This is a genomic window from Vibrio aquaticus, from assembly GCF_003970385.1.
Taxonomy (GTDB): Bacteria; Pseudomonadota; Gammaproteobacteria; order Enterobacterales; family Vibrionaceae; genus Vibrio; species Vibrio aquaticus.
This window is the reverse complement of sequence record NZ_RXZH01000004.1, coordinates 60,382-80,854: the sequence shown is the minus strand read 5'-3', so window position 1 is coordinate 80,854 and position 20,473 is coordinate 60,382. Positions and strand designations below refer to the sequence as shown.

18 protein-coding genes are annotated in these 20,473 nt (G+C 45.4%); 12 read left to right on the top strand and 6 right to left on the bottom strand.

Annotated elements, in window-relative coordinates; genetic code table 11:
• The 3 genes from EJ063_RS11050 (at window position 1) to EJ063_RS11040 (ending at window position 4,838) form a co-directional block, all read left to right on the top strand.
• A complete protein-coding gene (locus EJ063_RS11050; RefSeq protein ID WP_126574338.1) occupies window positions 1–1,089 on the top strand; it encodes an efflux RND transporter periplasmic adaptor subunit in 1,089 nt (362 codons plus the stop codon).
• Window positions 1,082–4,183, top strand: coding sequence for an efflux RND transporter permease subunit (locus tag EJ063_RS11045; RefSeq protein WP_126574337.1), 3,102 nt, complete (start codon window positions 1,082–1,084; stop codon window positions 4,181–4,183). Before EJ063_RS11050 ends, EJ063_RS11045 begins: the two co-directional genes overlap by 8 nt.
• A gap of 85 nt (window positions 4,184–4,268) precedes the next feature.
• Complete coding sequence (locus EJ063_RS11040; RefSeq protein WP_126574336.1) at window positions 4,269–4,838, top strand: DNA-3-methyladenine glycosylase I; 570 nt, start codon at window positions 4,269–4,271, stop codon at window positions 4,836–4,838.
• Between the two features lie 30 nt (window positions 4,839–4,868).
• On the opposite strand, the gene EJ063_RS11035 is transcribed toward EJ063_RS11040, so the two are convergent.
• On the bottom strand, window positions 4,869–6,074 hold the full coding sequence (locus tag EJ063_RS11035) for a cystathionine beta-lyase (protein ID WP_126574335.1): 1,206 nt from the start codon (window positions 6,072–6,074) through the stop codon (window positions 4,869–4,871).
• A gap of 92 nt (window positions 6,075–6,166) precedes the next feature.
• Window positions 6,167–7,621 (bottom strand): cardiolipin synthase, encoded by a 1,455-nt coding sequence (gene cls / locus EJ063_RS11030; RefSeq protein WP_126574334.1) that lies wholly within the window; start codon window positions 7,619–7,621, stop codon window positions 6,167–6,169.
• A 366-nt stretch (window positions 7,622–7,987) separates the two neighbouring features.
• Between cls and EJ063_RS11025 the strand changes: the two genes are divergently transcribed.
• The gene (locus EJ063_RS11025; RefSeq protein ID WP_439333287.1) at window positions 7,988–9,421 is read left to right on the top strand and encodes a sodium-dependent transporter; all 1,434 of its coding nucleotides are present in this window, start codon (window positions 7,988–7,990) and stop codon (window positions 9,419–9,421) included.
• A 112-nt stretch (window positions 9,422–9,533) separates the two neighbouring features.
• Here EJ063_RS11025 and EJ063_RS21350 read toward each other — a convergent pair whose 3' ends face one another.
• Genes EJ063_RS21350 through EJ063_RS11005 form a run of 4 tightly spaced genes read right to left on the bottom strand, consistent with a single transcriptional unit; the run spans window position 9,534 to window position 13,170 of the window.
• Window positions 9,534–9,860, bottom strand: coding sequence for a chitin binding peritrophin-A domain-containing protein (locus EJ063_RS21350; protein WP_126574332.1), 327 nt, complete (start codon window positions 9,858–9,860; stop codon window positions 9,534–9,536).
• A gap of 8 nt (window positions 9,861–9,868) precedes the next feature.
• Window positions 9,869–11,449, bottom strand: coding sequence for a GGDEF domain-containing protein (locus EJ063_RS11015; RefSeq protein WP_126574331.1), 1,581 nt, complete (start codon window positions 11,447–11,449; stop codon window positions 9,869–9,871).
• Window positions 11,446–11,883, bottom strand: coding sequence for a hypothetical protein (locus EJ063_RS11010; RefSeq protein ID WP_126574330.1), 438 nt, complete (start codon window positions 11,881–11,883; stop codon window positions 11,446–11,448). Before EJ063_RS11010 ends, EJ063_RS11015 begins: the two co-directional genes overlap by 4 nt.
• A 9-nt stretch (window positions 11,884–11,892) precedes the next feature.
• The gene (locus EJ063_RS11005) at window positions 11,893–13,170 is read right to left on the bottom strand and encodes a hypothetical protein (RefSeq protein WP_126574329.1); all 1,278 of its coding nucleotides are present in this window, start codon (window positions 13,168–13,170) and stop codon (window positions 11,893–11,895) included.
• A 235-nt stretch (window positions 13,171–13,405) separates the two neighbouring features.
• On the opposite strand from EJ063_RS11005, the gene EJ063_RS11000 reads away from it, so the two are divergent.
• The 8 genes from EJ063_RS11000 to EJ063_RS10965 all read left to right on the top strand — a co-directional run bounded on the left by EJ063_RS11000 (window position 13,406) and on the right by EJ063_RS10965 (window position 20,466).
• Window positions 13,406–15,022 (top strand): methyl-accepting chemotaxis protein, encoded by a 1,617-nt coding sequence (locus EJ063_RS11000; RefSeq protein WP_126574328.1) that lies wholly within the window; start codon window positions 13,406–13,408, stop codon window positions 15,020–15,022.
• A 69-nt stretch (window positions 15,023–15,091) separates the two neighbouring features.
• Entirely contained in the window at window positions 15,092–15,787 is a 696-nt protein-coding gene (locus EJ063_RS10995) for a TIGR01621 family pseudouridine synthase (protein ID WP_126574327.1), read from the top strand.
• Window positions 15,788–15,798: 11 nt separating this feature from the next.
• A complete protein-coding gene (locus EJ063_RS10990) occupies window positions 15,799–16,731 on the top strand; it encodes a class I SAM-dependent methyltransferase (RefSeq protein ID WP_126574539.1) in 933 nt (310 codons plus the stop codon).
• Between the two features lie 426 nt (window positions 16,732–17,157).
• Window positions 17,158–17,346, top strand: coding sequence for a Flp family type IVb pilin (locus EJ063_RS10985; protein ID WP_126574326.1), 189 nt, complete (start codon window positions 17,158–17,160; stop codon window positions 17,344–17,346).
• 30 nt (window positions 17,347–17,376) lie between these two features.
• Entirely contained in the window at window positions 17,377–17,781 is a 405-nt protein-coding gene (locus tag EJ063_RS10980; protein ID WP_158675998.1) for an A24 family peptidase, read from the top strand.
• Window positions 17,782–17,790: 9 nt separating this feature from the next.
• On the top strand, window positions 17,791–18,594 hold the full coding sequence (gene cpaB / locus EJ063_RS10975; RefSeq protein WP_126574324.1) for a Flp pilus assembly protein CpaB: 804 nt from the start codon (window positions 17,791–17,793) through the stop codon (window positions 18,592–18,594).
• Window positions 18,595–18,601: 7 nt separating this feature from the next.
• Complete coding sequence (locus tag EJ063_RS10970) at window positions 18,602–19,924, top strand: type II and III secretion system protein family protein (RefSeq protein WP_126574323.1); 1,323 nt, start codon at window positions 18,602–18,604, stop codon at window positions 19,922–19,924.
• Window positions 19,921–20,466, top strand: coding sequence for a hypothetical protein (locus tag EJ063_RS10965; RefSeq protein WP_126574322.1), 546 nt, complete (start codon window positions 19,921–19,923; stop codon window positions 20,464–20,466). Before EJ063_RS10970 ends, EJ063_RS10965 begins: the two co-directional genes overlap by 4 nt.
• The last annotated feature ends 7 nt before the right edge of the window (window positions 20,467–20,473 follow it).

The window sequence follows — 20,473 nt, the reverse complement described above, 5'->3', positions numbered from 1 at the left end:
ATGAAGCAATGGTTAACTCTATGCGCATTGTCATCTTCTGCGCTCTTAGTCGGTTGTGGTGGTGAGCCACAGTACGTCGATTTTGGTACACCGAAAGTCAAAGTGCTTGAACTCTCAGACCATATTGTCAATGAAGACCGACTCTATTTCCCTGCTGTAGCGAATGCCGCTGAGCGTTCCCACTTAAGCTTTCGTGTGGCGGGTGAGATAAGCAAAATTTACGTCAAAGAAGGTGACCAACTTAAAAAAGGCGATCTGATTGCTGAGTTGGATCCTACCGACTATCAATTAGACGTAGACAACGCAAGTGCACGTTACAGTGTGGTCAATAGTCAGTACAAACGTTCGAAGCCGTTGGTTGATAAAGGGCTTCTCGCAAAATCTCAATTCGATGAAATTGCGGCGAATCGTCAGATTGCCTATGCAGAGCTACAACTTTCTAAGTTACGCCTTTCCTTTACTCAGCTGAAAGCGCCGGTTGACGGCATTATTTCACGCGTGAGTGCAGACCAATTTGAGAATATTCAAGTGGGTCAGCAAGTGGTGAATATACACAGTGTTGAAAGCGTTGAGGTTTTGATTCAGCTTCCTGACCGTTTGTATGTCAATCAGCCAAGCCAGAAAGGTTTAGAGAAAGTGAACGCGGTAGTAAAAGTGCCAAGCGGCAATGAATACAGTGCACAGATCAAGGAATTTACCACTGAGCCTGACCCAGCAACGGGAACCTTTACGGTGACACTCTCTCTTCCAATGCCAGAGCAAGAGTACATTCTTGATGGTATGGCAGTCGAAGTGACGTCTAAAGGGGAAGATATTGGCCTTGATCTTAACCGCGGTGTTCAAGTCCCAGTTGAAGCGATCTTTAACGCAGATGGGGATGAGCTCGGGCGAGAGAACAAGTTTGTTTGGGTGCTCAATACGGATAGTACGGTCTCTAAACAACCTGTCCAAGCTGGTAAGGCGAGCAAAGATTCCGTGCAGATTTTAGAAGGCTTAACCAATGAACAAACCGTTGTGATTGCCGGTGTTTCAAAACTAAGAGATGGAATGCAAGTGCAAGTAATTAAGCAGGAGGCTGGTAATGAGTGATAAAAACGTTAACTCGCCTCAAAGCGATGATGATGTAACAGGGATCGCCGCGTATTTTATTCGCAACCGAGTGATCAGTTGGATGATATCACTGATCTTTTTGATCGGTGGTGCAGCCGCTTTCTTTGGATTAGGTCGATTAGAAGATCCGGCTTTTACCATTAAAGATGCGATGGTGGTGACGTCTTACCCGGGTGCAACGCCACAGCAAGTGGAAGAAGAAGTGACCTATCCACTTGAAAAAGCGATTCAGCAATTAACCTATGTTGATGAAGTGAACTCTATTTCAAGCCGTGGTTTGTCACAAATTACGGTAACGATGAAGAACAACTACGGTCCAGATGATTTGCCGCAAATCTGGGATGAACTGCGCCGAAAAGTGAACGACTTGAAAGGGCAGTTGCCTCCAGGGGTTAATGACCCTCAGGTGATCGATGACTTTGGTGACGTTTACGGCATTTTGCTCGCCGTGACCGGTGATGGCTACAGTTACAAAGAGCTGCTCGACTATGTGGACTATCTAAGGCGTGAACTAGAGCTGATCGATGGCGTAAGTAAGGTGTCGGTTTCTGGTCAGCAGCAAGAACAAGTATTCATAGAAATCTCAATGAAACGCTTGAGTAGCTTAGGACTGGCCCCTAGTACCGTATTTAATCTCCTCTCGACTCAAAACGTGGTGTCTGACGCCGGAGCGATCCGAATTGGTGATGAATATATCCGTATTCACCCAACTGGTGAGTTCCAAAATGTCGACCAACTGGGTGACTTGATCATCACCGAAAGTGGCGCGCAAGGTCTTATTTATTTAAAAGACGTTGCGGACATTACGCGCGGTTATGTGGAGGTGCCTACCAACATTATTACCTTCAATGGTGATTTGGCGCTTAATCTTGGTGTCTCATTCGCGCAAGGTGTCAATGTAGTCGAAGTGGGTGAGCGTTTTGACCGCCGACTTGCTGAACTTAAGTTCCAACAACCGGTTGGCGTTGATATTTCAGAAATCTACAGTCAGCCAAAAGAAGTGGATAAGTCGGTTAGCGGCTTTGTGGTCAGTCTTGGTCAAGCGGTGGCTATCGTAATCATCGTTCTACTTTTCTTTATGGGCATACGCTCAGGCTTATTGATTGGTCTTATTTTGTTGCTCACGGTGCTAGGTACTTTCATCTTTATGAAGTACTTCGCCATCGACTTGCAACGTATCTCGCTGGGTGCATTGGTTATTGCGCTCGGGATGCTGGTGGATAACGCCATCGTGGTGGTCGAAGGGATATTGATAGGGACGCAAAAAGGCCGGACGCGGATGCAAGCGGCTACCGATATCGTAACGCAAACCAAGTGGCCTCTTTTAGGGGCAACGGTCATTGCTGTTACTGCGTTTGCGCCTATCGGACTTTCAGAAGACGCGACTGGTGAATACTGTGGCACCTTATTTACCGTTCTACTTATCTCATTGATGCTGAGTTGGTTTACCGCTATTTCATTAACGCCGTTTTTTGCTGACATTTTCTTTAAAGGTCAGAAATTTAAGCAAGACGGTGAAAATAGTGACCCGTACAACGGTATGATCTTCGTGGTATACAAAAACTTCCTAGAGTTTTGTATGAAGCGAGCATGGCTGACGGTAGTGGTTCTGATTCTTGGTCTAGCGGCAAGCATCGTTGGCTTCTCTCAAGTGAAACAATCTTTCTTCCCATCTTCTACGACGCCAATTTTCCAAGCGGATATTTGGCTGCCTGAAGGGACAGACATTCGTGCAACCAATACTAAGCTCAAAGCACTGGAATCTTGGATTTCCGAGCAAGATGGCGTTGCTCACATTACCACCACGGCAGGTAAAGGTTTGCAGCGCTTTATGCTGACCTACGCACCAGAGAAAAGCTATGCAGCGTATGGTGAAATCACAACACGAGTGACTGACTACGAAAAGCTTCCTGAGCTGATGAAGAACTTTAGACAGCATCTAGAGGACAACTTCCCTGAGATTAACTACAAGCTTAAGCAAATTGAGTTAGGCCCAGGTGGTGGTGCAAAGATTGAAGCGCGTGTGATTGGTTCTGATCCTACCGTGTTACGCGGAATTGCGAAGCAAGTTGAAGACATCATGCAAGCGGATCCAGGCACGACCAATGTTCGTCATGACTGGCGTGAAAGAACTAAGGTGCTTGAGCCTCAGTTTAACGAAAGCCAAGCTCGCCGTTACGGTATCACTAAATCGGATGTGGACGAGTTCTTAGCGATGTCGTTCTCAGGAAAAGCAGTCGGTGTGTATCGAGATGGTACAACGCTAATGCCGATTGTGGCGCGATTACCGGAAGATGAGCGTATTGATATCCGTAACATTGAAGGGATGAAGATTTGGAGTCCAGCACTTAGCGAGTACATTCCATTGCAACAAATCACGATGGGATACGATCTACGTTGGGAAGACCCAATCATTGTTCGTAAGAACCGCAAGCGCATGCTCACGGTGATGGCTGACCCTGATCTGTTAGGTGAAGAGACGGCTTCGACATTGCAGAAACGTTTGATGCCGCAAATTGAAGCGATTGAACTTCCTCCAGGTTATTCACTAGAGTGGGGCGGGGAGTATGAGTCTTCAGGTGAAGCGCAAGCGTCGCTGTTTACGACCATGCCAATGGGTTACTTGTTCATGTTCTTGGTGACGGTCTTCCTGTTCAACTCAGTGAAAGAACCCTTGATTGTCTGGTTAACGGTGCCACTTGCCATTATAGGTGTTACAACCGGCTTATTAGCACTTAATACGCCATTTGGCTTTATGGCACTGCTTGGTTTCTTAAGCTTGTCAGGGATGTTACTGAAAAACGGCATTGTTCTTCTCGACCAAATTGAAATCGAAATGAAGACAGGTAAAGATCCGTATGTTGCTGTTGTGGACGCTGCACTTAGCCGTGTACGCCCTGTATGTATGGCGGCGATTACGACGATTTTAGGTATGGTTCCACTCCTACCTGATATCTTCTTTAAGCCAATGGCCGTTACCATTATGTTTGGTTTAGGTTTTGCAACGGTACTGACGCTTATTGTTGTACCTGTTCTTTACCGTTTATTCCACAAGCTGGCGTTACCTGAGTAAGGGCGGCTAGAAAGGCTAAATCAAAACGCCTCTGAGTTGTCTCAGAGGCGTTTTTATAAGCATAAGAGTAAAAGGAGACGAGTAGATGGAAGACAGAACGTGCGCGTGGGCAATGAGCCACCCGCTTGAGCGCCAGTATCATGACGAGGAATGGGGGAAGCCCGTTTACGATGACAAAGTACTGTTTGAGTTCATCACCCTAGAAGGAGCACAAGCTGGGCTAAGTTGGATTACCATCTTGAAAAAGCGAGAAGGTTATCGAGCGGCTTTTGAAGATTATGACTTGGATAAGTTGATTAAGGGTGACGACGCACGAACAGAGTTGATCATAGAAAACTTCGATGTGGTCAGACACCGAGGCAAAATCAACTCTGTGTTTGGTAACGCGAAGGCGGCTAAAGAATTGATCGAAGAGTATGGAAGCTTATCTAATGCGCTTTGGCAGTTTGTCGATGGTAAGCCTATCATCAATCACTGGAAAGAGATGAGCGAAGTGCCAGCCTCAACTGAACAGTCTAAAGCAATGAGCAAATTTCTTAAAAAGAAAGGCTTTAAGTTTGTTGGCGAGACGATCTGCTATGCCTTTATGCAAGCGGTTGGCATGGTCGATGACCATGTGGTTGGTTGCCCTAAAAAACAAAAGAGCGCCAAGTGAGGCGCTCTTTTGATATCTAATATTGTTCGCTTATGCCGTTGCTTCTTTCTCTAGAATCAACGCATTGTAGCGAGCAAAACCAGCTTCTAAATCCGCAATAAGATCATCGGTATCTTCTAAACCGATGTGTAAACGAATCAAAGTACCTTCGAAGTTCGGGTTCGCGACAGTGCGCAAGCTGTTGAAGCTTTTAGGCTCATTGGCAAGGATCAAGCTTTCAAAGCCGCCCCAAGAATAACCCATACTGAAGTGCTTCATTCCATCAAGTAGAGCCGTTGTCGCTTTTGAGTATGAACTCTTCAGAACAAAAGAGAACAGACCGTTACCACCGGTAAAGTCACGCTCGAAAAACTCATGGCCTGGACAGGTTTCCAGTGCTGGGTGGCGAACATGATCAACTTCAGGACGGCTTTGTAGCCACTTTGCGACTTTCAAACTGTTCTCAGCGTGTTGGCGCAGGCGCACGTCCAAGGTGCGGATACCACGTAAGCCTAGGTAAGCATCATCGGGTGACACACATTGCCCCATCAAATAGCTTTGTTCTCTCAGTGGTGGCCAGTATTTTTCACTTGCGACAGCTGTCCCGAGCATAACATCAGAGTGACCAACGATATATTTAGTTGCTGCTTGAATAGAAATATCGACACCGAAATCAAAAGGAGAAAAATTCACGCCAGCGCCCCAAGTGTTATCAAGCATCACGATAATGTCTTGCTCATGAGCGATCTTAGAAAGGGTCGGGACATCTTGAACTTCCATGGTGATAGAACCAGGAGACTCCAAAAATAAGATCTTGGTATTTGGCTTGATCAGTTCACGGATGCCGTCACCAATCGTTGGGTTGTAGTAAGTGGTTTCAACGCCCATCTTTTTCATGATGGTATCGCAGAAATCCCGAGTCGGCTCGTAACAGGTATCGACCATCAAAATGTGATCGCCGGTCTCTACAAAAGAGAGGATCGCGTTGGAAATCGCAGCAGTACCACATGGATAGAGCGCACAGCCCGCACCGCCTTCAATCTCGGTCATGGCATCTTGAAAAGCAAAGTGCGTGTTCGTGCCACGGCGACCGTAGAAAAGGGTCTTGTTTGCGCGATTAATGGTGGCTTGCTGCTTCTCCGCAACGGTATCAAATACGATAGTTGAAGCGCGTTGAACGGGTGGGTTGACCACGCCATTGGTCCATTTTTTATCTCGACCAGCGGTAACAAACTTGGTCTTCGGGCTTTCTGACATTGGAAATCCTTGTCTGAATCATGATTTGCTTTATTTAAACCATGGCAGACAAGGAATATCAAGAAGGATTGCTATGTCTAATAGCAATAGTTTTAAAGTAGCGGATTGAAGAGATAAAAAACACGCTCAAGAAATCGAGAGGAGAGAGTGCGTTTTTTCCAATGTTCAAAGTCTACTTGATGAGATTGCTCAATGTAGCTTTGCTGCAACCAGTACATCTCTTTGGTAAACGCTTCATCATCGATCGCGAGCGTTAATTCAAAGTTGAGCCATAAGCTGCGCATGTCCATGTTTACGGTGCCAACAAGACAGAATTGTTCGTCAATGACGACCGACTTGGTATGCAGTAGGCCCCCATAAAATTCGAAAATCTTAACACCAGCATCCAGCAGTTCACTGTAAAAAGCACGAGAGGCCCACTGCACCATTAATGAATCATTCTTGTGCGGGATAATAAGCTCAACATTAATCCCTCGTTGGGCTGTCATTTTTAGCGTTTCAAGAAGATCGGAACTTGGGACAAAATATGGCGTTGTAATGCGTACCGATTTATTCGCTTGATTGATGGCGAGTGTCAGCACCTGAGAAATCAAATGCTCAGGCATACCCGGACCCGACGGCACAACTTGGACTGGGTGTTGAGGCTCATCAGGTTTGATCTTGTATTCAGGAAGCTGGGGGAATGTACGAGAGCCGGTTTCGACTTCCCAATCCCAACAATGTATCGCAGAAAGTACATTAACCGTTGGTCCAGTAATGCGCACCATAATATCAATCCACTGACCAACTCCGGAATTTTGCTTGAAATGGGCAGGATCGACTAAGTTCATTGAACCGGTATAACCAATCTTTTCATCGATAACGATGATCTTTCGGTGTTGACGTAAATCCAGTCTTCTCAGGAAAATTCGCCAAGGGCTGACTTCGAGTGCGTGAACGAGCTGTATCCCAGACTGTTTCATCATCTGTGCCCACTGGCTACGGAAAAATCGTGGGCTGCCTGCAGAATCTAGCAATAATTTAACATCTACACCGCGCTTCGATGCACGAATTAACGCAGATGCAACAGAATCCGCTAAACCACCAGGGTGCCAAATGTAAAAAACCATACGAATACTAGACTGTGCATTTTCAATGTCTTCGATGATTGAGTTGAGGATATTGTCAGGTGAACTTTGCAGCGAAAGAGAGTTGCCTGACAAGGCTGGTAAACCAAGACGGTTGTTACATAGCTCATCTATTCGGTAGATGTGGCGACCTAAGCTCTCTGGAGAGTGTGCATGACAATCATTGAGATTAGAAAACCAATTAGCAAACGGAGCAAGCATATCTTTGGCTCGCTCTGCACGTTTGCGGCCAAGATTCAGCTCACCAAATAAGAAATAGCAAGCCACACCAACGATAGGAATGATGTAGATAATCATCAACCAGGCAAGTGAGACGCTAACGGCACGGCGCTTTAATACAACACGAATCGTCACACCAGCAACAAGAATCCAATATAGAGCAATTCCTGCGAGCGTGAGGAAGTGATAAAACTTTTCCATTCAATAACCTAGAAGACAGTGGCTATGACAATAGTAGAACCGAAGGCAAGGGACGACAAGCAAGATTTTCGGAAATGGACGACAGGAAGCTAAAAGTCCATAAATAGAACAATTCTGTTAGCTAAATGTAAAAATTAGTGTCAACAGGATGTTTAAGGCTAAAAAAACAGCATTTAAACATATTAATTACAATTGTGGTGGAAAAATGTACTTTGTGGGCTTCCAATTTTACTTTTAAACTGGTTTACTTGCCATAACGTTAGCGTCACTCAAAATTCTAATAAGTGTAAAAAAATATATACACTCAACTTTTATAGGCGCCTAACAGAAGCAAACACAACTTATAAAATGATTTTAATGGAGTAAATCGTGGCTACTAGTTCAAGTACACAGCCCCGTGATACATGGGGGTCTAAATTAGGCTTCGTAATGGCTGCAGCAGGTTCAGCTGTAGGTCTTGGTAACATTTGGAAGTTTCCTTACACAGCTGGTGAGAGTGGTGGTGGCGCATTCGTTCTTATCTATCTTATGTTCGTACTATTTATCGGCTTCAGCGTAATGCTTACAGAATTCGCTGTTGGTCGTAAGACAGGTCTATCAGCAGTAGGTGCGTTCAAATCGACTGATCGTCGTTGGGCGTTTACTGGTGTTATTGGTGTTTTAAGTGGTCTACTTATCATGGGTTTCTACCCAGTAGTAGGTGGTTGGGCACTGGCTTACATCTTTAAAGTAGGTGGTGGTCTATTAAGCACGCCTGAAGCAATCGGTGATAGCTTCGGTGGCTTTATCTCTGACCCAGTTCAGCCTCTAATGTGGATGGGCGTTTACCTAATGCTAAACATCGTTATCGTAATGAGAGGCATCTCTGGCGGTATCGAGAAAGCAGGTAAAGTTCTTATGCCTCTACTATTCGTTATCCTTATCACGGTAGCGGTATACGGCATGACGCTACCAGGCGCAATGGCGGGTGTAGAGTTCCTATTCAAACCGGACTTCTCTAAAGTAGACAGTAACGTTGTTCTTGCCGCTCTTGGTCAAGCGTTCTTCTCTCTATCTCTTGGTATGGGTTGTATGATGACATACGGTTCTTACCTGAAGAAGAAAGAGAACCTAGTACAGACGACAGGTATGGTTACCGCGATGGACACGGGTGTTGCTATCCTAGCAGGTGTTGCAATGTTCCCAGCAATGTTCGCGTTCGGTATGGCGCCTTCAGCAGGTCCTGGTCTAGTATTCGTTGTTGTTCCTCAACTGTTCGCTGAAATGGGTGGCTTAATTGGTCTTCTACTTGCTCTACTATTCTTCATCGGCCTAACGGTAGCGGCTCTAACTTCTTCAGTATCTCTACTAGAAGTAGTGGTTTCTTACCTAATCGATGAAAAAGGCATGAAGCGTTCAAGAGCGGTAATTTCTGCAAGTGTAGTAATGGCAACACTCTGTGTGTTCGCGTCACTGTCGCTTGGTGGCGTTGGTCCAACTCTATTCGGTACGGGCGCATTCGATATCTTTGACCTACTAACAGACAAGATCTTCCTAGCGGTTGGCGGTATGTTAGTGTGTATCTTCGCGGGCTGGCGTCTATCTCGCTCAGAGCTTGAAAAAGAAATCACGAACGACGGCAAAGTATCTTTCCCACTGTTCGGTCTATGGTACAACCTAGTTAAGTACGTAATCCCAGTTGCAATTGCTATCGTAGCGTTCATGGGTATTAAGTCTGGTTTCGACAGCGGTAAAGGCGAAATTATGCTAGTAGGTATTGGTATTATCGCTCTCGCGGGTGTCTTCTCTAAGAAGCTATAGCAAAAACCGACTAAGTTCGAAATAACAAACCCCAGTGGCTGAAAAGCTGCTGGGGTTTTTCTTTATTAAAACTTATTTGTCAGTGGTAAAACTGACGATATGAAAGTCGGGATTATTGCCAAGTACAGCCGTTAAAAGATTCGTCGTATATCGTACCTGCTGGACATAACTGTACATAAGTAGCACCCTCAAGGCATACATAGAATTGAGTTTTGGACTCTGGGTCTGCATAGGTGCCATCCGGTCTCTCACTACAAAAACCTGAGTGAGGGTGATTGTCTGCGTAAGCAATACCAGAGGTGAAAAGTAGTGATGCTGCAATGATAAGTGCCTTGTTGTCCCCATGGTAATAAGGATAAATCAGGCGTTGATTTGAAGGTAATGAGAAGAAGTGACGATGGAAGTATATTGAGCCCCAAGATCTAGGGCTCGAAAACATTGATGAAATCAAGATTGAGCGATATAGACGTCGTTTTTGCCGTTTTTCTTGACGTGGTACATGGCTTTATCGGCCTTCGCTAGAGACTGCTCAAATTGAGAACCCTGCCCAAATGCAACACCAATACTGACGCCGACAGAGACGGTATCCCCTTGCTTTAAATGAATCGGCAATGAAACGCTACTGATAATATTGCGTGCAATTTTGTTTACGATGTCGATATTCTCATCGCTACAAGAAAGTAAAACTGCGAATTCATCCCCACCTAAACGGCTAACAACGTCGCGCTTTTTACGCACTTGATTACTCACACGTCGTGCGACAATGCACAGCACTTCGTCACCAGCAGCGTGCCCATGGGTATCGTTGATTGATTTGAAGCCGTCGAGGTCGAGCAGCATAACGGCTAAGGAGCTCGCCTCATTGGGTTTTGTGACGGGAAGCGAATCAACAAAGGCCTGGCAGCCTAGGCGGTTTTTTAATCCCGTTAGGGTATCCACCTGTGCGAGTTGAAGAGCATGCTGTTCTTTAATTACGCGATCAGTGACATTGTAGATGACACCTTCAAACAGGTACGTATCGGGTGAAGAGCCCCTATAAACGGATAACACGGCTTGAACGTACAGGGTTTCACCATGGCGAGACTTAACAGCAAACTCTTTGCTTTGTGGCTCTTGGCTTTCGAGTACCTGCTGGGAAAGTGCCCACCCTTGCGCTTCATCGAAAAGCTGAAAAAGGTTACGGCCAATGATATCACTAGGCGTGAACTCGAGGTGCTTCTCTATGTTCTCAAACAAGACCTCATTGCCTTTGACGAGCTTCATTTCATGATCCAGGACGAAGGTACCAATTTGCGCCTGTTCTAACACATTGCGGTAATGTTTCTCCATGTAAGAGATCTTTTCGCGAAGGTCACGCTCGGTTCGAAGCGCTTGAGTTGAGCTTTCAACAAACAGGTTCACGCTATCTGTTACCAAACCAATTTCGTCGTTGTGGTGGCTGGCATGGAGAGACAGTTTCGTATTGTCTCCCGGGCGTAAGGTACTTAATTGGCTGGCGACTCTCTTCAGTGGCTGACCGACAATCTTTCGAATCATGATAAACGTGAAGATCAACAAGAGAAGCGTTTGTGAAAAGAGTAACTGGGTTTGCTCTCTTACTTCTGTGTAGGCCTTCTCGTTAAGCAGTTCTTGATTCAAAACCAGCTGAATCTCACCAATGGACAAATTATCTACCGGAGAAAACAGCGGGTAGGAATAACGCTCTTTGAAATCAGCTTGAATATCCCTTTCTAGGCTTGAGTCGGCTTGATAGCTAAAGTCGTCGTTTGAACGAATAAGGACAGATAAAATCTCAGGATGGAGCAGCAATGACTCGCCGACTTCAGCCGCAATATCTTCATTACCGACGTAGGCAGCGATGGAAGCAGAAGCGCTGACCGTTTTGATCAGCTTTTCTTGTTGCTCAAGCGCACGTTGTTTTTCATCTTCTAAACCAAACTTAGTCAGGGCCGTCGCTGCGATGACTAAGTAGATAATCGCCACCGCAAATATAGAAACGATCAGTTTGCTGGTCAGTGAATGCTTCATCCATTGCCTCGTTTTAAGGTAAGTACAACCCTTAAGTCAGGGTGGTTAGGATAATTCTCAACGTAGCTGAGTGCGTTTGGATTCTCGGTGAGAACACGAACGACGTCCGACTCTTGCACAATTTCTTGTGGGGGGATCATTCGACCAGAGAAAGTCAGACGAGACCAATAGGCGTTCAGTCGTGAAAGCGGCATTTTATTTAATGCATAGAAGAAATCTTCACGCAGTTTAGAGTCGATGCCTCGGTCGACCATCAAAGCGGACTTTCCATTGGGCAATGTACGCTTTTTTCCTAAAAATAGTGCGGTTACGTCGTTTCTCGACAGCGAACTGAACTCGTTGTTCTTGTGCGTCACGACGAATATTTGGGCGTAACAATTGGCACTCGCGAGAGCGAAAAGCACGCTACAAAAGAACAAAAGTAGAAGTTTCATCAGCAGCCTCTAGAATACGAACGCGATAGAGGCAGAAAAGAGGTCAACCGTGTTCTCTTTATCTCGACCTTTTCCAACGCCAGCCCACATGCCAGAGCCATTTTCACTAATGATGAAGTGATCCCACTGAAGGGTAAGTGCCGCTTGACGATAAAAGTCCCAACGCACGCCAATCGAAGAGCTTTGCTGTTCAATTCGTCCGGCGTTAATGATTTCAGCGGATGCGGCCCCAAGTCTTGCGAGATCTGGGTGGATATTTTCCCATTGCTCATCAGCTTGGTAAGCGGGGTCGTTGGCTTTAAATAGCGAGTATCCGGCAAAAGGTGTGAACTCATTAAAGCGCTTCGCGACTGTGATGTATCCGCCTAAGCCGTTTGGCATGATGCGAGCTTGTGAATGGCTGTAGGCGAGCTCACCAGCCACCAACCAGTCGTAGTTGTCGAACGTCGCACTGAGCTGAAAATAATTAATTGATTTACCAAGGATATCAATTTGATTGCTCAGATCGTTGGCTTGTTGGCTCACGTTAGTTGGAACCATTGAAGGCCCGAGAGAAGCGATATAGTCGAGCGTGTCTTTAACTAATTGAGCTTCATTCGGCAATGGAGTCCCAATCGTTACTCTGGCGGCACTCGAACGTAACGTCCAATCGCCATGTTCAGCCGTCAAACTAAGTGCAAATAAGTCATCACCCTCAAAGTGATAGATAGAGGAGCCCTCCATCATCATCGACTTTGATTGACTCGAGCCGTACTGCGCTTTGAGTCGCCAGAAAGTGTTGTCTGTTTCAAAGTGATAAGTCGCATCAATGCCGTCGACAGAATAGAGTGGGATCCAACCGTATGTCTCTGCAGGCGGGCGCACCCAAATATGGGCATAGTCAACTCGACGAGTGTCTGATAAAGAGAAGATATCGATCCCCATCCGGCCCAAGCGCACATCAAGGCTTTGGGTTGGGTGCAGAGCCAAGTAAGCCCACTCTAAGCTATCGATAGGCTCATACTCGATATAGTCGGTAGCGACAACTTGAGCCGTCATATCCCAATAAGGGGATGAACGATAGGATATCTGAGCACCGAGTTGAGAGTCGGTTAGCCAAGAACCAGATTGGTCTATGTCAAGTGGTTTAGAAAAATCACGGATGAAGGCAATGTTATCTTGGTTTTCGTAGCTATAGCCTAACGTACCAAAACCGGAGAAAGACCAAGGGCTTAAAGAGTCATTCGCGAGGGTAAATGGAGTAAAAAGCGCACAAGAGAGCACACACACTAAATGTCGGTAAATCATCGCGAACGGAGCCTGAAGAGAAGTGAAAATTTATATATACAGTTTGTTGTTCTGAATGATACCGCATTTCACGCTAATTAAATAGGGCCACTTACTGACCACGATTTAACCTGCAAGGTCATGCACATCACTGTCATTGATAATATGCACTATATTTAACTAAAGACTTGAGTCACTTGGCCGATAATTCAATTAGGTTAATAAGCTTCTAATAATGAAACATGGAAGGTATTTTGTGAAATTATCTGTTCGTAAAAAGCTATATGCAGGTTTTGGGTGTGTTTTGGCAATAATGACCACCATGGCAGCAACGATTTGGATTGAAGTGATTCAATCACACAATGTCGCTGAGGAAATCCGCACAGATGATGTGCCGGAAGTTGTTGGTTACCTTATCTTGATTGATGAAGCGGGCGATGTTTATCGTGATGCGACAGGCTCGATCACGGGTGTGCCAGGCGCGATCAATGATTATAGAGCGAATAAACAAGAATTTGCTGACGCTATTGCCGTCGTGAAGAAATTGGAAACGCCTGGGGGAGAGGATTTCCGTCGTGTTGAACAGATCGAAAAATTGATGGCTGGATTTACTCAAGGTTTCGAGAGAGAGATTGTGCCGCTGCTCGGGGATAAAAGTGCGTTAGAAAAAGAGATCTCTCAGCTAAGAGAACTATATGAACGATACCTAGCGCCAATCGAAGCGCATTTAGATGAAGCCTCGTCCAACGAAATCTCCGAGACTTATGCTTCTTTACTGGGTTTGAACGACTCTTTCGATACCATCGAAACGACCATCATTGTGCTATTTTTGATTGCGTTGGTGTTAACTTGCGTGATTGCTTATGTCTTGTCTAACTCGATCACCACGCGTCTATCTAAACTCGATAGCGTTGCACAACGCGTCGCGGATGGTGATTTGACGGCAGAAGACATCAGGGATGATTCGGGTGATGAGTTGGCCAACTTAGCCGGTTCTATTAACAAGATGCAGTCATCACTCACTACCTTAATCGGCAGTATCTCTTCGGTGGCTGTTGAGGTGAAAACGGTAACGGGTGAGCTTTCTAGTGTAAGCCAAGATATTGTTCAAGGGGCGTCATCACAGGCCGACAAAGCCACGCTGATAGCAACCGCTGCTGAGGAGCTGAGTCTTACGATTGCTGAGGTTGCTCAGCAGGGGACCGCAACTTTCGAAGAGGCACAGCGTTCTGAAGGCAGTGCAGAGTCAGGTCGAAACGTTATTAGCGAAATGGTCGACTCTATTCAGCAAGTGAGTTTGCAAATGTCTGAAATGTCGAATCAGATGAATGAGTTGGGCACTCACAGTGAACAAATTGGCTCTGTGATCCGTGTGATTGAAGAAATTGCAGAGCAAACTAACTTACTGGCGCTGAATGCAGCGATTGAGGCGGCGCGAGCGGGTGAATTTGGTCGCGGATTCGCTGTGGTTGCTGATGAAGTTCGAGCCCTTGCCGAGCGTACAACCAAAGCCACGCAAGAAGTTGGAGGCATCATTCAACAAATTCAATCAGGCACACAAGAGGCGGTAACATACACCGTTGAAAACTGTCAGCTTGTTGAGATTGGTGTTGAACGCAGTTCTGGTGCGGTCAGTGCGTTGGATGAGATTGTAGCAGGTGCGGCCAATGTTCAAGCGATGGTTAACTCCATTGCAACGGCGGCTGAAGAACAAACGGCCGTGACCAAAGAGATTGCTGCCGATATTACCGCGATCAGTGATATCTCAGAACGATCTCTGACGCTGGCGAATAGCAGCTCGCAAAATGTCGATGGCTTGAACCAAAAAGTCACCGAATTAGAAGCGCTAGTCGGCAAATTTAAGCTGAGCTAATTCCCCCTTCAAAACTGGCTTTCACTTGGATAATGGGTATACTCATCCGTCCAAAGTGGAGCCAGTTACATGTTTGATATCTTACACACCCACGCCGATTTTCTCGTCATCAACAAACACCCTAATGTCTCGGTACATAAAGATGATGGCGATACGATGTTGCTTCAAGAAGTGGCGAAAACAACCGGCGACCAACAGCTATACCTTATTCACCGATTAGATAAGATGACATCAGGTATTTTGTTGTTGGGCCGCAATGCTAAAGCAGCCAGTCTTCTTTCCCAGCAGTTTGCCGACAGAAATGTCGAAAAATTCTATCTTGCGCTTGGCAGTAAAAAACCGAAGAAGAAACAAGGCTTAGTCAGTGGTGATATGGAGCGTTCACGCCGATCGTCATGGAAGCTTCTTAACAGCCAACATAATCCTGCCATTACTCAGTTCTTCTCGTTAGGCTCAGAGCCGGGTGAAAGACTCTTCTTATGCAAACCGCATTCTGGCAAAACGCACCAAATCCGTGTCGCGCTAAAATCCGTTGGTTCTGCCATTATCGGCGATCCTATTTATAATGCAGGCAGTGAATCTGACCGAGGTTATTTGCATGCATTTGCACTGCGCTTCCACTATTTAGACAATACATACGACGTCATTTGTGACCCAAGAGACAACCCGATACTTGGTCGTAAATGGAATAATGAGAACACTAGCCAAGGCATCGATTCTTGGCTTACTCCATGGGAGCTATCATGGCCGAAGATCAACAAGTAATCCCTGCGCCAATGCAGGCCACTAAACTGCCAATCTTCTTTGAGCAAGTTAACCAACGTTTATCTGCTGCACCAAACGAAGTACGCCGTTTATTCCATGGTCGTGGCCGTCAGTTTGAAGGGCTAGAACAGCTCACTTGTGATTGGGTACAGGGCCAACTGATTGTGGCTATATTCAAACAAGTTGATGAGCCGTTTATCGAGGCGCTCAAACAAGGTTTGGTCACGTTATCGGAATCTGAACTTTGGCAACAGAAACAGGGCCAAGCGATGGTTGTTCAGTACCGTTTTGCTGAAGGGGCACCTTCAGAAGTGCTGCTTGGCGAACTTGATCACCAGCCAATTGTGGAAGAGTCAGGACTTAAGTACCAACTAAACATTGGTCGCAACCAAAACTTTGGTCTGTTCCTAGATATGCGCTTTGGCCGAGATTGGGTGAAAGACAACGCTAAACATAAAAATGTGCTCAACCTGTTTGCTTATACTTGTGGCTTCTCTGTTGCGGCGATAGCTGGTGGCGCTGACCAAGTGGTGAACGTCGACATGTCTAAAGGCTCGCTTGCGAAAGGGCGTGAAAACCACAAGCTGAATGGGCACAACATCAACCAAGTGAAGTTCCTAGGTTACGATATTTTCCGCTCTTGGGGAAAAATCAAAAAGATGGGCCGTTATGATCTGATTGTTATTGATCCGCCATCATTCCAAAAGGGCAGCTTCGCGCTAACTAAAGACTACAAACGCATTCTGCGTAAGCTTCCTGATTTGCTGGCTGAAGGTGGTGAAGTGATTGCCTGTGTGAACTCACCACAGGTAACCAGCCAATTTCTGATTGATGGAATGAAAGAAGAAGCGCCGGAGTTAAACTTTATTGAGCGTTTGGACAACCCGCCAGAGTTTGATGACATTGACCCAGAAGCGTCCCTAAAAGTCTTAAGGTTTCAATAACCCGTTTAGTTATATGGATAAGCACCCAAGTTAGGGTGCTTTTTTTTGCCAGTGTGAAGCTTATTTATTGAGCATCTTGTTTTTGGATAATTAATAAGTCCCGTGTATGTAACGCCACTTCGTCTCACTTTTGAGAAAAATGAATCTTGTAGGTCATTTCCTACGCAGATTTAATAGAGTGTCGCTTGTTTGTAATTTATAAATTGTCACCTTAGTGATATCTCTATTATTTATTTGCTTGGTAAATGAGTTGCCTGGTAGAGTCTTTGCTTTATTATTAATCAAATTGTTTGTTTTGTAGTTATTTTTCTTTGATTATTTATAAAATCACAAACATTGAACTTAACAATATATCTACATAGAATTGCCGCCGAAATTCAGGGTAGAACCCTATATTGATTAAATTTAATTTTAAGGAAAAATAAAATGATCACTAAGCTATTCGTTAAAGCGCAAGTTGCACTAGCAAACTACAAAAATGACGAGCAAGGTGTAACTGCCATTGAATACGGTCTGATCGCTGCGGGTATTTCGATTATTATTGCAACTCAGGTTGAATCAATCGGCACAGCATTGACAGGTATCTTCACTGATATTGCTGACGCATTATCGTAAGTCTTGAGCTTCGACATATTAGGGTGGCTAGTGTTACTAGCCACCCTCTCTTTGTATGTATGTTATTCGGATATAAAGAGTAGAACGATTGGTAATAGAGTGTGTGGCGTTATCGCGATTAATTGCATCGCACTCAGTGTCGTCAATGGGAATAGCGCTTTCATTACTGCTCCACTGATTGTACTTACCTTTGGAATAGTGCTTAGTAATTTTAAATTACTCGGTGGTGGCGACAGTAAGTTGTTGGCTGCTTATTTAATCGCTATTGAACCATCAAACATTGCTTCAATACTTGTCATTATTGGTATTTTGGGCGGTATCTTAAGTCTCGCGTACCTCATCATAAATAAACTCACTCAAAAGTTAAAACCTGGTGTTCCCTACGGTGTTGCGATTGCGATGGGTGGCTTCATAGGTGTCGCGGCCTCGTTATAAGGATTGTATATGAAAAAAATACTATTGCTTGCCATTGCCGGTTTGGCGATTCTATTTGGCTTGCTTGGTCTTGCAAATAGTTTAAGCCAGTCAGAGCAGCCCCAATCGACGAAAGTTGTCGCTGAACAAGAGTCATTGATCACCATCTGGCGTTTGAAAAAAGCGGTTGCTAAAGGGCAATCACTTGAGCGTGAGCATTTTGAACTAGCTCGGCTTCCTGAATCTGAAGCAAATAAGCTCGGCGTAGAAAAGAACATGCAGTTTGAGCTTAAGCTGGGCTCAGTGTACAGACAAGACTTGCAGGCCGGAGATTTGGCCTTCAGTGAACGTATTATCACCCCTCAACAAGACGGCTATGTGGATTTTGTGATTGCGCCAAATCGCGTCCCATATGCGGTTGTTGTTCAACCTGAATCTATTGTCGGTGGCGTCATTAATCACGGCACTTTGATTGATGTCCTCTCGCTTTCTTTACCTACAGAATATTCCCTTGAATCGGCCGATGCCGAAGCAAGCCGTAAACGAAATATGTTCGTTACTCCTATCTTGACTGCCGTAAAAGTACTGCAAGTGAATAAAAGCTTGATTGAAGGCAGCCGCAATACAGCCCCGAGCACTGAAGTCAGTCTAATTCTGGAGTTAACGCGTAAACAAGTTGCCACCATCACGGTAGCCAAGCGCATTTCAGAACTCGAAGTGCATAAGTCGATTGGCGATTACCAACAAGAAGATTTGCACGCTGACGCGGGCGATGTTTTGTCCAACTTTAAGTCAGTGGTTGAATTCCGCGCTGACACCGTGACGATTAACTGAGAAAGTGATGAAAAAGATATTTAGCTCTCTATGCGCGTTAATGGTGTGCTTTTCAAGCCACGTGTTCGCCAAAACCACTTACCTTTCGGAAGGTGAGATGAAAGTGATTAGCGTCAGTGAAGATATTGAATCTGTGTTTGTGTCTAACCCGACCATTGCTGACTACCAAGTGATCGATAAACGCAAAGTCGCACTGTTTGCCAAAGTGATGGGTAACACCGGTTTTGCGGTGTTTGGTTCAAATGGAAAAACGCTTGTTCAACATCAGGTTAACGTTAATTTTTCATTGGCGGAGCTCGAGCAAAAAGTCGCTCTCTTACATCCAAAAGCGGAAGTTAAGCTGACTCACATTGCCGATAACGTTGTACTGACAGGTACCGTGCCGAATGAACAGATTAAAGACAACATCAACCAAATGGTGGGTGAACTGTTAGAACGTGAGAGAACGGAATTTGCGATCGAATGGGACTTAGATGACACCGACTACGAAATGGAGTTTATGAAGAGACTTCATTACAAAGGCGTTGTGAATAACATTCAGGTCGTTACGCAAAAGCAGGTTAACGTTAAGCTTTCGATTGCAGAAGTATCGCACTCATTTTTAGAAGAGTTTGGCGTGCAGTATGGTAGCGAGGGAGCTGGCGCTGGCGTATTCGTTGACAAACTTACCTCTTTCAGTGCTTCTGATATCGTTTCTGTGATTACTGCAATCGGCAGTGATACCGTTGGTCAAATTTTGGCTCAGCCAAACCTCTCTGTGATGTCCGGTGAAACGGCCAGCTTCCTTGTTGGTGGTGAACTTCCAGTCGTTACCGTTGTTGATGGCACGACTAACGTTGATTACAAAGAGTTTGGTATTCGCCTCGATTTGATGGCAAAAGTGCTTGATGATGACAATATCAAGCTTTCGTTGATCCCTGAAGTCAGCTCTCTTGATACTCAGTACAGCAATGAATCGTATGATCTTCCTGCTTTGAAAACTCGTCGAGCTCGCACTACTGTGCAGTTAGCGGATGGCAAAAGCTTTGTTTTAGGTGGCCTATTAAGCACCGAAGATAAAGAGTCTATTAGCCAGATCCCTTTTATCGGCGAAATCCCTATTCTTGGCGCATTGTTCCGTTCAACAGGTACAGAGCGCACGCAAACCGAGCTGATCATTGTGGCAACGGTGAACTTGGTTCAGCCAGTAGAGCCGCAGTTGATTCAGCTTCCTACCATGCAAAAAACGACCAGCTTAGAGCGATTCTTGAATATCGAACCAGCTCGTGACGTTACCCCAGGTGACAAATGGGCACGCGAAATTTACTCAGTCGGAGGCTTTAAACTATGAACAAACCACTCAAAAAAAGCCTACTGATCGCAGTTGCTGCGATGGGATTAAGTGCGTGTGCAGAAGTGATAACTTTGCGTGAAGGAAGCTCAGTTCAGGTTGTTCCTATGACCTATACCTGGGCCGTTTCATTGGATTCGAAAGGAACAAATCAAGCACAGCAAGAAATTGAAAAGATCATGTCTAACAATTGGCCACTGGTTGCTAATAAGGGTGTGTCTATCAGCTGGGCGACTTCTGCAGGCAAGAAGCTGGCTGATGCTATTGAGCAAGCCTTGATTCAACAAGGTGTCGACGGAAACAATGTTACGGTGACGCAGGAAACATTACCCTACTCACAAGATATTCGCGTTCAGTTTAATGAGGCTCAAGTCGTGACCCAGTCTTGTACACCCGTTGTAATTGGCAGTTTCGGTAAGAAACACGGTGGTTGCTACGCAGAGAATGCTCGTTGGCACTCGATGGTTAACCCTGAAAATATGATTGCAGCACCGGCAGCAAGTGAGTCGGTGGGTGGAACTGTGCAGATAGCGACGGAGTAGAGAGTAT